Origin of the sequence: Vibrio sp. YT-16, from assembly GCF_033337405.1 — a bacterium.
In the GTDB taxonomy this organism is placed as follows: Bacteria; Pseudomonadota; Gammaproteobacteria; order Enterobacterales; family Vibrionaceae; genus Vibrio; species Vibrio alginolyticus.
The window spans coordinates 181,023-195,269 of sequence record NZ_JAWOQQ010000001.1 but is presented as its reverse complement, the minus strand read 5'-3'; the positions used below and the strand labels follow the sequence as shown (position 1 = coordinate 195,269).

General features: G+C 43.3%; 11 protein-coding genes. 6 read left to right on the top strand and 5 right to left on the bottom strand.

What is annotated here, in order from left to right:
• Positions 1-349 precede the first annotated feature (349 nt).
• Together ptsG and R7F07_RS00840 are read left to right on the top strand one after the other, a co-directional pair.
• Positions 350-1,780 (top strand): PTS glucose transporter subunit IIBC, encoded by a 1,431-nt coding sequence (gene ptsG / locus R7F07_RS00845; RefSeq protein WP_005372959.1) that lies wholly within the window; start codon positions 350-352, stop codon positions 1,778-1,780.
• A 213-nt stretch (positions 1,781-1,993) separates the two neighbouring features.
• Complete coding sequence (locus R7F07_RS00840; protein WP_005372960.1) at positions 1,994-2,395, top strand: hypothetical protein; 402 nt, start codon at positions 1,994-1,996, stop codon at positions 2,393-2,395.
• Positions 2,396-2,463: 68 nt separating this feature from the next.
• On the opposite strand, the gene R7F07_RS00835 is transcribed toward R7F07_RS00840, so the two are convergent.
• The 3 genes from R7F07_RS00835 to R7F07_RS00825 form a co-directional block, all read right to left on the bottom strand.
• Positions 2,464-2,559, bottom strand: coding sequence for a MetS family NSS transporter small subunit (locus tag R7F07_RS00835; RefSeq protein WP_005372963.1), 96 nt, complete (start codon positions 2,557-2,559; stop codon positions 2,464-2,466).
• Entirely contained in the window at positions 2,556-4,022 is a 1,467-nt protein-coding gene (locus R7F07_RS00830; RefSeq protein WP_005372966.1) for a sodium-dependent transporter, read from the bottom strand. Before R7F07_RS00830 ends, R7F07_RS00835 begins: the two co-directional genes overlap by 4 nt.
• A 569-nt stretch (positions 4,023-4,591) precedes the next feature.
• Entirely contained in the window at positions 4,592-5,182 is a 591-nt protein-coding gene (locus R7F07_RS00825; RefSeq protein ID WP_005372968.1) for an outer membrane protein, read from the bottom strand.
• A 127-nt stretch (positions 5,183-5,309) separates the two neighbouring features.
• Between R7F07_RS00825 and R7F07_RS00820 the strand changes: the two genes are divergently transcribed.
• The gene (locus tag R7F07_RS00820; protein ID WP_005372970.1) at positions 5,310-5,402 is read left to right on the top strand and encodes a YnhF family membrane protein; all 93 of its coding nucleotides are present in this window, start codon (positions 5,310-5,312) and stop codon (positions 5,400-5,402) included.
• Between the two features lie 44 nt (positions 5,403-5,446).
• Complete coding sequence (locus tag R7F07_RS00815; protein WP_005372971.1) at positions 5,447-6,598, top strand: patatin family protein; 1,152 nt, start codon at positions 5,447-5,449, stop codon at positions 6,596-6,598.
• Between the two features lie 108 nt (positions 6,599-6,706).
• Here R7F07_RS00815 and pyk read toward each other — a convergent pair whose 3' ends face one another.
• Entirely contained in the window at positions 6,707-8,149 is a 1,443-nt protein-coding gene (gene pyk / locus R7F07_RS00810; RefSeq protein ID WP_005372972.1) for a pyruvate kinase, read from the bottom strand.
• Positions 8,150-8,556: 407 nt separating this feature from the next.
• Between pyk and R7F07_RS00805 the strand changes: the two genes are divergently transcribed.
• Together R7F07_RS00805 and R7F07_RS00800 are read left to right on the top strand one after the other, a co-directional pair.
• Positions 8,557-9,774, top strand: a complete 1,218-nt coding sequence (locus R7F07_RS00805; protein ID WP_005372973.1) for an ROK family protein — start codon at positions 8,557-8,559, stop codon at positions 9,772-9,774.
• Between the two features lie 363 nt (positions 9,775-10,137).
• On the top strand, positions 10,138-11,091 hold the full coding sequence (locus R7F07_RS00800) for a chemotaxis protein CheV (RefSeq protein WP_005372976.1): 954 nt from the start codon (positions 10,138-10,140) through the stop codon (positions 11,089-11,091).
• Positions 11,092-11,163: 72 nt separating this feature from the next.
• Here R7F07_RS00800 and R7F07_RS00795 read toward each other — a convergent pair whose 3' ends face one another.
• Positions 11,164-14,238: an error-prone DNA polymerase gene (locus tag R7F07_RS00795; RefSeq protein WP_085569763.1), complete on the bottom strand. Its 3,075-nt coding sequence runs from the start codon at positions 14,236-14,238 to the stop codon at positions 11,164-11,166.
• Positions 14,239-14,247: the final 9 nt, after the last annotated feature.

Sequence of the window (14,247 nt, the reverse complement as noted above, 5' to 3'; positions counted from 1 at the left end):
GATTTAATAACATTCAAAAATCACAAATGTAATTTTGTTACTAAAAATAACATTGAGGCGTATTTTATTTACGCCTTAAAATTAATTATATAAATAATTAATTCTTTATAAAACAGTAATATAAGTGCAATGCAAACCTTTTCATCGGCTGTTTTTGGGTGTGATCCAAGACTTGTTTTGAAACTAAATTTCGTAACTGTGTGGAAAGTTTGAGGGTCATCAATATATATTTAGAGCCGGAAAATATAATGCAGTTGTGGTTACATTTTCATTGGGTGCTAACCTTTAGGCTACGGGGGTGTGCCGTTAGTGCCCAAATAATACTTATAAATTTATCAGGAGCATAAACATGTTTAAGAACCTTTTTGCTAACCTGCAAAAAGTTGGTAAGGCTCTGATGCTTCCAGTATCAGTTTTACCAGTTGCAGGTATTTTATTAGGTGTGGGTGCTGCCCATCTAAGCTTTATTCCAGAGATCGTTTCTAATCTTATGGAACAAGCTGGTGGTTCAGTATTCGGCCAAATGGCACTTCTATTTGCAGTAGGTGTAGCTCTAGGCTTCACTAACAACGACGGTGTTGCAGGTCTTGCAGCTATCGTTGGTTACGGCATCATGACGGCAACGCTAGGTGTAATGGCGGGCGTTATGGGTGTTGAGAAAATCGATACAGGTGTACTAGGTGGTATCCTTGTCGGTGGTGTGGCTGCTTGGGCATTCAACCGTTTCTTCAAAATCCAACTTCCAGAGTACCTTGGCTTCTTCGCTGGTAAGCGCGCAGTGCCAATCATCACTGGTTTTGCTGCGATCATCCTAGGTGTTATCCTTTCTGTTATCTGGCCACCAATTGGCGGTGCAATTTCTGCATTCTCTGATTGGGCTGCACACCAAAACCCACAGCTAGCATTCGGTATCTACGGTGTTGTTGAGCGTTCTCTAATCCCATTCGGTCTACACCACGTATGGAACGTACCGTTCTTCTTCGAAGCAGGTTCCTGTGTTAACGCTGCCGGTGAAGCTCAAAATGGTGTACTAACTTGTTACCTAGTTGCTGATGAAGCATCTCGTGCTGCTGGTAATGGCTTCGGTCAGCTAGCGGGTGGTTACATGTTCAAGATGTTCGGTCTACCAGCTGCAGCAATCGCAATTGCTCATTGTGCTAAACCAGAAAACCGTGCAAAAGTAATGGGTATCATGGCGTCAGCTGCACTGACTTCATTCCTAACTGGTATTACTGAGCCAATCGAATTCTCATTCCTATTCGTTGCTCCACTACTATACGGTATCCACGCTCTACTAGCTGGTTCTGCATACATCGTTTCGAACACTCTAGGCTTTGTACACGGTACTTCTTTCTCTCACGGTCTGATCGACTTCCTAGTTCTATCTGGTAACGCTCAGAAGATGGTGCTAATGATTGCCGTTGGTCTAGTTTACGCAGTAATTTACTACGTAGTGTTCCGTGGTGTAATCACAGCGCTTGATCTAAAAACACCTGGCCGTGAAGATGAAACGGAAAGTGCAGCTGTAACTTCTGGCTCTGATATGGGCGGTGAACTGGTTGCAGCGTTTGGCGGTAAAGCTAACATTACTGGTCTAGATGCATGTATCACACGTCTACGTGTAGCAGTTGCAGATACAGCAGCTGTTGACCAAGACAAGCTAAAACAACTAGGCGCTGCTGGTGTTGTAGTTGTAGCTGGTGGTGTACAGGCTATCTTCGGTACTAAGTCTGATAACCTAAAAACTGAAATGGATGAGTGGATTCGTAACCACGGTTAATCGCAGTCATTCATAGTAATGCATAAAAGGAGGCTTCGGCCTCCTTTTTTAGTTCCTATTTTATTAACTGACAGTTCCTTTTTTAGTGTGATCCTAAACTCATCTTTACTTTTGTCAGCTTTTTCATACATCGAGCTTACCCATCGTTGACATATTGATATGCCATTATGTTTGAATAGCGAATAATGTTTTTTTGAATAATTGATAACGTGTATGAAGAACAAATTCATTTTAGTTTTGGGACTAGTTTCTAGTACGGCAATGGCGGCAAGCGAGCCAACGGATCTATCAGTTGGTATGGCTGTCGATCAACAATTAAGTGTTGTTGTAGAGTTAGATAACAAATATCGTGGCATTATCGGAAACGATGGTATGGCGTTTGATTACATCGCTAAGCGTGGAACATTCGATCAAAACATGCCTGTGACTTGGTATGTCGGCGTTGGTGGCTGGTATGAATGGGATGACGAGTTTGGTGTGAGAGTACCACTTGGTGTGAACTGGGATTTATCACGCGGCTGGGACCTTTATGGCCAAATACACCCAGAGCTAGATCTTTACAAAGGTGCTGACTTGCAACTTGGCGGCGCCGTTGGCATCAAGTACAGTTTCTAGAATTGAACTAATGTATGTATAAAAAAACGCCGGTAACTACCGGCGTTTTTTATGTGGAACTTAACGTTCTATTGTTTATCCATGGCTCGCTTGATGCAAACGGCAGCGCCGCCCCAAGTGATACCTAAACCAATAACCATCATAATAATTGCGCTGATTGTCATTTTGCTGTCTCCTTGCGGTTCACTGCGTTGATCACTAGACCAAAGATAAAGAGTGCGGCGATAAGTGCCCAGCCTAAAGTTAGATCATAGCCACCGTAGCCTTCAGTAATTAGGGCGTATAGCTTGGTCGCTAAGATAATGGCGAGCATGATTGGTGTAACGAAGCGTAAGCAGATCTCGAACCATTGACCAACAGAGAAATCAGAGCGCTCGTTAACGTAATTACGTACTTCTGGCACGCGCTTCAATAGCCACGCCATCAAGACAATCTCAACCAGACCACCAACCATGATGCCAACGTTGTTTGCAAAGTGGTCTACTAGATCGAGTAGCAGCAGACCGCCATTGGTAGCAAACGCCATAGAGACAACGAAGCCAATACCAATCACAACATTTGCAGCTTTTTTACGGCTCCACTTCAGCTTGTCGATAATGGCTGAAGTTACGGCTTCCATAATTGAAATATGCGAACTTAGACCAGCAACCACCAGTGCAAAGAAGAACAGTGGACCAAGAATATATGGGGCAGGTAGTAGGTTAATTGCCGCAGGTAAAGTAACAAAAGCCAAGCCAACGCCTGCAGATACCACCTCTGTTAACGGCTTACCTTGCTCTTGAGCCATGTAACCCAATACTGAGAAGATCATGATGCCGGCTAGGATCGAGAAGCCACAGTTGATCAACACGGTCATAAACGCGTTATTCGTTATGTCTGACTTTTCTGGTAGGTAGCTAGAGTAAGCTAGCATGATGGCGAAGCCGATACTTAGCGTAAAGAAGATCTGACCATATGCCGCTGCCCATACTTTCACATCCCAAATTTTGCTGAAATCGGGTTCGAACATGTAGTTCACGCCATCTAGAGCTCCTGGCAAGAAAATCATACGTCCGATTAAGAAAATCACCATCAAGAATAGGATTGGCATCATAATTTTAGATGCTCGTTCAATTCCTGATTTCACGCCTTTGGCAATAGCGGTGTAAGTAATTGCCCAAGCAATCACCATGGATAAAGCAATCTTCCATTGAATACTGCCTAAGTCTGTTGGTGAGTTGTCACCTAGCTTTAGGTATTCACTAAAGAAAAATGCGTTGGTATCGGTTCCCCAACCTTGAGTGAACGACAACCCAAAGTAAGAAATCGACCAACCGATAACAGCCACATAGTAAACGGCAATAACTGCAGCCACACCAACTTGGAACCAGCCAAGCCATTCAAATTTAGAATGAATTTTCGCAAGTGTTTTTGGTGCCGAGCCTCGGTATTTTTGTCCCATACTGAACTCAAGGATCATAAATGGAATACCAGCAGTGATCATGGCAAAAATGTAAGGAATAAAAAATGCGCCGCCACCGTTTTCATAGGCCATGTATGGGAAACGCCAAATGTTTCCCAAACCGATAGCAGACCCAACTGCTGCTAAGATGAATCCCGCCCGGGATCCCCATTGTTCTCGCTTCATATTTGACTCCTATAAGACTCCCTGAGGAATGAAGCTCTCTACGTAACACAGTAATAATTGCGCAAATAGTTGGAAGAAAGGACCGCTGTTATCCATCAGCTTTTCTATCCTTAATTCTAACTTCTTATAATTTTATAGAGCTATATTCTGGCTACTGTAAGAGAAAGTAGATTATTAATCTTAAAATTTTGATGTGTGTTTGATAAAACTGAAATATTTATCTGTTTTCACTGATCAGACTAACTTCTAATAATACTTAGCGCAATAGAATCTAAATGTTAATTCAGATGCGTTGTCTGGTTTTAATCTTGTTAAATTTGAGTTTGATTGTGGTTTTATGTGGGTGTGTGGTTGTTTGTCTGGAATAAATGACTGGGATCTAATAATTGCTTTGGTGTTTAAGACTATTTTGATTAATTAGGGCGTACGGCTATCTTTTGTGCACCTATCTAGATGATGCTTCGTTACTTTGCCAAACAATGGTGTTTAGACGATATCCTTTATCGGCTCTGTGCAGGACTCGTTCAGCGTTCTTTGTGACGAGTCCTATAAAGGAACATGCATAAAAATTAGAAGCGGAAACTAAAACCGACATTTGATTGGAATTGGTTCATCCAATCAGTATCGAACTTAATGATACAGTTTGAGCCGTCATTAGGTAGAGTACAGGCGCCAGATGTATCGTTATCAACGACCGTTCCTAACCATCTCAGTTGGGCTGTTAATGCAAAGTTCTTTGAAAATTCATATTCCAGCCCTGCAAAAGCGCTAGCCGAAAATCCGTATTTTTTGTCTACCCAATCCACATCGGCGTAAGAAGCGCCCAAACCTACACCGATATAGGTTTGCCATTTTTCTGCGACAGGATAGTACATGCTGCTTTGGAAGTGCAGATAATGGATATCTGCCGAGTTGGACAGCTTTTCAAGTTCCGTCGATTGATTGGAGTAAAACAATCCGATCCTTCCTTTTTCTAAGGGAGTCTCGACTGAAAGAGCGTAATTCACTGCGGGGTCGAGATCGTATGTATTACCACTTTCATCCTCTACTTGGCCGCCTCCTGTATAGCCTATGTATGGTGTAACGATGATATTCGCTTGTGCATTGATAGCAGTACTCATCATCATGATTCCTACTAGCCAGCTGAGTTTTTGGTTCATGCCCTATCTCCTTATTATGACTAAGCTAATTGTGATGGGTTAGTCAAAATTGCGCGACTAAATTAAGCAAATCTTGAACATATTTCACACCGGTGTTATTAATTTGTTACATATTAAGGAGGTGTTTATGGAACACGATCTAAAATCCGCATTAATCATTGTGGTGACTGTTTTTGCAGTGCTTTTGTCATTTGGCATCATTGCTATTACAACAGCTTAAGATAACCACTTTTACCAAACGTTTTAACAAAACGGCGTGAGCCTATGATACGTAACAGCGGTATAATCACAGAAAGCCATGCAGAGCTTGATGTAAAAGTTTATGAGCACTTTAGGCATGGTAAAACTGCTTTAGTCACGCAAGGTGGAGGGCAGAGAGGGATTTTTACCGCTGGCGTTTTAGACGCCTTTTTACTTTCCAACTTCGATCCTTTCGATGAATTCTATGGCACCTCTGCCGGAGCACTTAACTTATGTTCTTACTTGTGTCGTCAACATGGCATGGGCAAAGCTTTTATTACCGAGCTGACAACGTCTCCTGAATTTTTTAATCTGTTTCGCTATATCCGAAAGCAGCAGTACTTAGGTTTAGAGTGGGCATTAGAACGGATTCAAGATTTCCCATACAAGCTTGACCTTGATTTAGGTCGCAGTGCATTGGGAAAACGAGGGGCGTTTGCTGCGGTAACGAATATAGAGACGCTATCAGATCAATATCTACCAATCTTGGATGACTCGTGGTTTAACACTATGCTAGCGACATGTGCGATTCCCAAGTTATATCACGGACCTGTCGACGTAAATGGCAATAAGTTTGTGGATGGCGGCGTGTCTGCCTCTATCCCTGTTCAAGAAGCGTGGCGTCAGAATGCTCGCAACATTATTGTCATTCGCACAGAGCCGTTTTCAGAGATTGAAGCGAGAGCCCAAAGTGAGGTGGGGGATGTGCCTGTCGAATGGTATCGGGAGTCTATCAACTCAGTACAGCAATCATGGCAGCAAAAAGTGAATCAGTGGAAGCTGGATTGGGCGTCGTTCTTCCAACAAAAAATTAATGCAGCACATCAATCGAAGCTTGCAGGGAAAATGCTGTTAAATGGAGGCCGTTGGTTGTTCGGTGCCGATAACTTGTATCGTTTAAGTCATCTGATTGGTGAGAATTTTGATTCAGGTTTAGCCGACATGCTGATGATTCATTATCAAACATTTGAGCTCACTCAGGCCTTTATATCTGCTCCACCTGACGACACTTTTATTTTACAAGTTGCGCCTAAAGAGGGACTTCGTTCTTCTTCTTTGTTAAGTGACCAAGAGTCACTAGAGCATGACTATCAACTTGGGCTTCAAGCTGGGTTTAACCTAGTTCAACTCTATGACCAGCTGGATGTTGAAATTGATGGTAGAGAGAGTGCATAAACCTTCTTACGTTCACGATGTGCGCAATATACAAAGCATATAAATAAGGCTCCATTTTCGGAGCCTTATTTGCGGGTTCTTGTGGTTAACTCCGGTTAGGTATAACGACTACGCTTGTAGAATGCGCATGCAGTTGGTTGAGCCCACAACATCCATTACATCGCCTTGAGTAATAATGACTAAATCACCTTTGTGCAAGAACCCTTGCTCTTTAAGGCTAGTAATCGCTGCTTGAGCCGTTGGTAAACCCGCATCACTTTTTGACTCGAAATATACAGGTGTCACGCCTCGGTATAATGCTGCTCGATTTAGTGTCGATTCATTCCGTGATAAGGCAAATATTGGCAAGCCAGAGCTTAAGCGAGACATCATCAACGCAGTCCTGCCGGACTCAGTTAACGAGATCATCGCTTTAATTCCTTCCATGTGATTCGCAGAGTACATGGTTGCCATTGCGATGGTTTCTTCAGCGGTTTCGAAGGTTCTATCTAAGCGATAGGTTGATAGACTTGCCTCCGACATTTTTTCTGCCCCCACACATACTTCGGCCATGGATTTGACCGTTTCTACAGGATATTTACCTGCAGCGGTCTCTCCAGAAAGCATCACCGCGTCAGTGCCGTCTAGAACCGCATTGGCCACATCCATCACTTCAGCACGCGTTGGCATTGGGCTAGTAATCATGGACTCCATCATTTGTGTCGCAGTAATCACTATACGGTTTAAACTGCGTGCGCGGCGAATCAGTTTTTTCTGGACACCTATGAGCTCAGGGTCACCGATTTCTACACCAAGGTCACCACGTGCAACCATCACCACATCGGATGCGAGAATAATGTCGTCAATAGACTCATTGGTCGCGACGGTTTCTGCTCGTTCGACTTTAGCCACTAACATGGCTTCAAGGCCTGCATCTCTGGCTAAGCGTCGAGCGTAATGCATGTCTTCGCCGTTACGCGGGAATGAAATAGCAAGGTAGTCTACTTGAATTGCTGCGGCGGTAAGAATGTCGGCTTTATCTTTCTCTGTGAGCGCATCGGCTGACAATCCGCCGCCTTTTTTGTTGATCCCTTTATTGTTGGACAGTGGACCACCGACAATCACACGGGTATGAACTTTATTACCCTCTACTTTGGTAACTTGCAGCTGAACGCGTCCATCATCGAGTAATAAAATGTCATTTGGTGAAACATCTTGCGGTAGTTCTTTATAATCTAACCCTACAGATTCTTGATTGCCTTCACCTTTTGGTAAATCACTATCTAATGTGAATTTATCGCCCACATTCAAAATGACTTGGCCGTCTTTAAACGTTGATACACGGATTTTAGGGCCTTGTAAGTCACCAAGAATTGCAACCTGACGCCCAAGTCTTGCTGCAATGGTACGGACTTTGTTCGCACGTTGAATGTGGTCTTCACTGGTTCCATGTGAAAAATTCATACGGACAACGTTTGCACCGGCTTTGATGATCTCCTCAAGTATATTGTCCTTATCCGTTGAAGGACCCAGCGTAGTGACAATTTTTGTTCGTCTTAATTTGGAAGTCATAGATTCTCCGATGAATGTGTGTGTACAGGTAACTTGAACTCTATCCTTACTTTACGCAATCGCTCTCAAGGTTAGCCTCGCTTAGCCCACACCTTAAAGCTACTTGAATATAAGTATATGCACAGAATGTTTACATTAAGAGTAACCCCGGTAAAACAGACAGATATTCGACAGGCAATGGCCTTATTGATAAAAATACGCTGCTTTAAAGGCATTACTTCATAATTTAGTGAATAAAAATAAGTTATTTTTCAAACAATTTAACAGGAGTAGATTCTTCGTTATTTGATTGAATACACAAACAAACAGGTTTATACGTGATGCTTGTCACGGGGATTTATTAATTCACTTCACAATTAGTTCGCAAAGTAAAAAAATTGTCCCGTTATAGAATTTCGGAGTGCAAGATGTACATGGCTCAACCGGGCCATATTGATCATATCAAACAGGTCAATGCTGGTCGTGTATATAAACTAATTGACCTAAAAGGTCCTATTTCTCGAATTGATTTGTCCAAGCAGAGTGAGCTTGCTCCTGCTAGTATCACCAAAATCACTCGAGAATTAATTGAAGCGCACTTGATTCATGAAACGACAGTACAAGAAGCGACGAGTCGTGGTCGACCTGCTGTCGGTTTGCAGGTCAATAATGAAGGCTGGCAATTTTTGTCAATGCGTTTGGGGCGGGGTTATTTAACCATTGCTTTGCATGAGTTAGGCGGTGATGTACTAATCGATACTAAAATCGAGATACACGAGCTTGATCAAGACGATGTGCTTGAGCGCCTGCTTTACGAAATTGATGAATTCTTTCAGACTTACGCGGATCAACTTGATCGTGTTACCAGTATTGCCCTTACGCTGCCTGGTCTCGTGAACTCAGAGCAAGGTGTCGTTTTGCAGATGCCTCATTACAATGTCGAAAATCTTGCTCTTGGACCAGAGATATACAAAGCAACAGGCTTGCCAGTTTTCATTGCCAATGACACGCGAGCTTGGGCATTAGCAGAAAAGCTTTTTGGTCATTCTCAAGATAATGACAACTCCGTTCTTATCTCTATCCACCACGGTTTAGGTGCGGGCATCATTCTGGATGGGCGCGTTTTGCAAGGCCGTCACGGTAACATTGGTGAACTCGGGCATATTCAAATTGACCCAAATGGAAAACGTTGTCATTGCGGCAATATTGGCTGTTTGGAAACCGTTGCCAGTTCTCAGGCAATTCGTGAAGAAGTCGTAAGACGAATCGCTGATGGCGAAGACTCTATTCTTGCTAAACAAGAGGAAATGAGTATTGAGAGCATTTGTGAAGCCGCTGCAAACGGTGATCCTTTGGCCGTCGATGTGATTGAAAAACTTGGAGGCTACTTAGGCTCTGCAATTGCTATTGTGATCAACTTATTTAACCCTGAGAAAATCTTGATCGGTGGTGTGATTAACCAAGCAAAAGATGTGCTTTATCCTGCGGTTCGTCGCTGTATCGAAGAGCAGAGTTTACCTGTTTATCACCAAGATCTTGAGCTGGTGGAGTCTCGTTTCTATAAGCAAGCCACAATGCCTGGTGCCGCGTTGATTAAGCAGGCGTTGTACGATGGTCAACTATTGATGAAGGTTGTGGAAGGTTAAGTACTTTTTAACATGATGATGTGCCTGGCTGTTGAGACTGCATTTGTAGGTGATTTAGGGTGAGACTTAACGGCTCACCCTTTTTGATCGCCTATTACTAGAAAGGGAATTTGAGTTATGCTGCATTGCTATATCTGCGCCATTCATGTAATTTCCTAAAAAGCTCAAGTAAATAAACAAAATGGCTTTCAATGTGCTGCGTGACTTTGCGTCTGATGCAAAGAGAAGTAATACGCTAAAACTGTTGTACTTTAAAGCTGTGCTCGAAAAGCCAAATATTTTAAGGTTATTTGGTTATATAACCTTGCTGTGTCTGTACTGATTTCGAGTAAAATAAGAATTATCCATAATTTAGGTAGTAGTATGTCCGGAGTGTTAAATACGGTTGACCAGCGTACAAACTTGGTTGGTGAAAATCGACTAGAGCTTCTGCTGTTCACTTTAAATAGTCGCCAATTGTTTGCGATTAATGTGTTCAAAGTGAAAGAGGTCATCAAGCTGCCACCGTTAACCAAGCTTCCTGGCTCACACTACAACATTCGTGGGGTCGCTTCTTTACGAGGTGAAGCAGTGCCAGTGATTGATTTGCGTGGCGCGATAGGTTTCCCAGCTTTGCGTGGTGAAGCGGAAGAAGAAAATTTGATCGTGACAGAGTACAACCGCACGGTGCAGGGCTTCTTAGTCGGTCCGGTTAAAAACATTATTAATACGGCATGGACTGAAATTCAGCCGCCTCCTTCCACGTCTGGTCGCTCGAATTACCTCACGGCTATCACGCAAATTAAAGAGGGGGATGCCTCTCAAATTGTCGAAATTATTGACGTTGAAAAAGTTTTAGCAGAGATCGTACATTACGACGTGACTATCTCGGAGGATATTCTCGATCAAGAATTGGCCCAAGCAATGGTCGGGCGTAATGTTCTGATTGTGGATGATTCCTCTACAGCTCGTAATCAAGTTCGCGATACGCTTTCTCAATTAGGTATGAATATCATCGAGTGTCGTGACGGGCTAGAAGCGTTAACGGTTTTAAAACGTTGGTGTGATGAAGGTAAAGATGTAGAAAAAGAGCTGTTGATGATGATTACGGATGCTGAAATGCCTGAAATGGACGGTTATAAACTGACCCATGAAGTGCGCCAAGATCCACGTATGTCTAAGTTGTTTATCACATTGAACACTTCTCTGAGCGGTAGTTTTAATGAAGCCATGGTACAAAAAGTAGGCTGTGATCGCTTTATATCTAAATTCCAACCGGATCTGCTGGTTGAAGTTGCTCAAGACCGATTACGCCAGATGCTTTCTAAAAGTGCATGATTAGATCTAGTGAAATCAGAGGGAGCGCACCTCTCTCTGATTTTTAACATCTCTCTCCTTAATTCCTCTGTACTAATGGAAATCCCGAGATTTACTTTGTAGATTGTTCAAGTAGTGCGTGCAATCAATCAACTTACCAGCAATGACGTGCGTGACTTCTCCCTCTCTTTCAAGAATGCCTTTCACCATTAATACTTTAGCGCCTAAATACGCTTGCTTTTGGGCTCGTGCTGTAGCTTGCCAAACGACCACATTAATGTTGCCCGTGTCATCTTCTAACGTAAAAAATGTCACGCCAGCGGCGGTGCCTGGAGATTGTCTTCCTGTTACCACACCTACCACTGTGACCAGTGACTTATGCGGTTTCTCTGTCAGTTGCCTCATGCGGGTAAAGTGAGGGAGTTTGCCCGTTTCTTCTAATAATTTAATTGGATGGCGGCTAAGAGATAGTCCCGTGCTTGCGTAATCCTCAATTAAATTTTCATATTCAGAGGGTTGAGTCTGGTAGCTAACATTGGGTTCTTCGACCTTGTGAAACAATGGTAGGTCAGATAAGGAATCCATTGCTGCCCAGCGAGCGTTATAACGATTTCCCGATAAGGCTTGAAATGCATTGGCTGAAGCCAATAATTCAATGTCACTTCGGCTTCTTAATATCTGCTTTACTTCTTGAATCGATCGGTAACCATTAAGTGGTTTGCGCTCAATAAGCCTTTGTGCGCTTTCTGCGTTAAAGCCTTTCACCAAGCGAAAACCAAGTTGCACGCCGAGCCTGCCATTCGGACGTGAGACGAGATGATGTTGATATTTTGAATGATTGACGCACACCGGCAATACTTCGACGCCATGTCGGCGAGCATCTTGTACTAATTGCGATGGGCTATAAAATCCCATTGGTTGGCTGTTCAACAATGCAGTGTAAAATTCGGCTGGGTAATAATATTTTAACCATGCAGAACAATATGCCAGCACTGCGAAAGACGCTGAATGACTTTCAGGGAAGCCGTACTCACCAAAGCCGCAAATCTGATCGAAAATGCGCTCAGCAAACGCTAAGTCATAACCTCTCTCTTGCATACCATTGATCAGTTTTGGTCTGAATTTAGCGAGATCGCCATTCTTTTTCCATGATGCCATCGCTCGACGGAGTTGATCGGCCTCGCCGCCGCTAAACCCTGCGGCTACCATGGCTAGCTTGATGACTTGCTCTTGGAAAATAGGGACGCCCATAGTCCGCTCAAGAACGCTTTTTACTTCTTCCGATGGATAACTGACAGGCTCTTTGTGATCTCGTCGTTTTAAAAAAGGATGCACCATATCACCCTGAATAGGGCCTGGACGAACAATTGCAATTTGAATCACTAAGTCGTAATAACAAGCAGGCTTTAGGCGAGGAAGCATGCTCATTTGTGCACGAGATTCTATTTGGAATACGCCTATCGTGTCAGCTTTTTGGATCATGCGATACACGTGTGGATCATCTTGTCGGCGAGTGATTTCGGAAATAGAGAGGGATCGCTGGTGATGTTTCTCGACCAGCTGAAAGCACTTTTTGATGGCGTTTAACATGCCGAGTGCGAGCACATCGACTTTTAGTAGCTTCAAGCTTTCTAAATCGTCTTTATCCCATTGAATGATAGTGCGATCTTCCATCGAGGCATTTTCAACAGGTACCAACTCATATAAAGGGCCAGATGAAATTACAAAGCCACCTACGTGCTGAGATAAATGGCGTGGGAAGCCAATGATCTCGTTGACCAATTGGATAAACTGCTGCCCTTTGAGAGATTCTGGTTGTAAGCCAAGTTCAATAATTTGAGCTTGCCAGCCTTGGCTGCGATCTCGGCGATTAACATTCTTAATGAAAAAATCTAATTGGGTCTCTTCAATCCCTAGTGCTTTACCGACTTCACGCACGGCACTTTTAAAGCGATAGCTGATCACTGTTGCAGCAAGTGCTGCACGCTCACGGCCATATTTTTTGTAAATATACTGGATAACTTCTTCACGGCGCTCGTGTTCAAAGTCCACATCAATATCCGGCGGTTCCTTACGTTCTTTACTGATAAATCGTTCGAATAAGACAGCGATTTGTCGAGGATCGACGGCGGTAATTTCCAGGCAATAACACACCACAGAGTTTGCAGCGGAACCTCGCCCTTGGTAAAGAATGCCTTGCTGTTTCGCGAACATTACGATGTCGTGAATAGTAAGGAAGTAGTAGTGGTATTTCAGCTCTTGAATAAGCGCCAGTTCATTCTCGATGGTTTGATTGACTTCTGCTGGCACGCCTTCAGGAAAACGCAGCCTTTTACCACGTTCGACCAACATACGTAAGTAAGAGTCGGGTGTATAACCATCTGGGATCAGCTCGGTAGGATATTCGTATTTTAAATCGGAGAGCTTAAACTCGCATAAATCGGCGATGTAAGTACTTTCTTCCAGCCATTCTGGTTTGTAAATCCGAATCAACTTTTTAAAAGGACGAAGCGCTCGCTCAGTATTCGAAATACGGCCAAAACCGAGTTTATCGACGCTACACCCATGCTTTATAGCAGTAAGTACATGCTGTAATGGCAAGCGTTCAACATCATGCATGAGAACGCCTCCGCAGGCAGTTATAGGTAATTGAAATTCATGTGCTAACTGCTCGCAGTGCGCAATGTACTCAGTATCGTTGTTACTCAAATGGCGCTGAATCGCTACCCACAAACGATTAGCGTGGTGTTGATTGAGCCAGCGCCCCCAATAGTGATCACTCTCTTGATGTGTGGGCAGCCACAATACCAAACAATGTCGAACCGACATCAAATCCCATTCGAACAGTTGATAGTTGCCTTTTTCACTACGTCTTCTTGCGTTTGTGATGATACGACACAACTCGGCATAAGCCTTGCGACAAGGGCAAAGCAGTACGATTTGGCATTCATCATTTAACCAAAACATACTTCCAACGATTTGTTTGATATCGAGTTTATGTTGTTCGATGGTCGCATGGGCTTTGACAACGCCCGCGACTGAACATTCATCCGTTATAGCTAGAGCTTGATAGCGATAGAAAGCAGCTTGGAGTACCAGCTCTTCTGCATGAGAAGCTCCAGTCAAAAAAGAGAAGTTAGACTGACAAAATAGTTCCGCGTAACTCATAATGACCCA

Coding starts and splice junctions, on each gene's coding strand:
- ptsG (WP_005372959.1), top strand. CDS start 350: ATGTTTAAGAACCTTTTTGCTAACCTGCAAAAAGTTGGTAAGGCTCTG.
- R7F07_RS00840 (WP_005372960.1), top strand. CDS start 1,994: ATGAAGAACAAATTCATTTTAGTTTTGGGACTAGTTTCTAGTACGGCA.
- R7F07_RS00835 (WP_005372963.1), bottom strand. CDS start 2,559: ATGACAATCAGCGCAATTATTATGATGGTTATTGGTTTAGGTATCACT.
- R7F07_RS00830 (WP_005372966.1), bottom strand. CDS start 4,022: ATGAAGCGAGAACAATGGGGATCCCGGGCGGGATTCATCTTAGCAGCA.
- R7F07_RS00825 (WP_005372968.1), bottom strand. CDS start 5,182: ATGAACCAAAAACTCAGCTGGCTAGTAGGAATCATGATGATGAGTACT.
- R7F07_RS00820 (WP_005372970.1), top strand. CDS start 5,310: ATGGAACACGATCTAAAATCCGCATTAATCATTGTGGTGACTGTTTTT.
- R7F07_RS00815 (WP_005372971.1), top strand. CDS start 5,447: ATGATACGTAACAGCGGTATAATCACAGAAAGCCATGCAGAGCTTGAT.
- pyk (WP_005372972.1), bottom strand. CDS start 8,149: ATGACTTCCAAATTAAGACGAACAAAAATTGTCACTACGCTGGGTCCT.
- R7F07_RS00805 (WP_005372973.1), top strand. CDS start 8,557: ATGTACATGGCTCAACCGGGCCATATTGATCATATCAAACAGGTCAAT.
- R7F07_RS00800 (WP_005372976.1), top strand. CDS start 10,138: ATGTCCGGAGTGTTAAATACGGTTGACCAGCGTACAAACTTGGTTGGT.
- R7F07_RS00795 (WP_085569763.1), bottom strand. CDS start 14,238: ATGAGTTACGCGGAACTATTTTGTCAGTCTAACTTCTCTTTTTTGACT.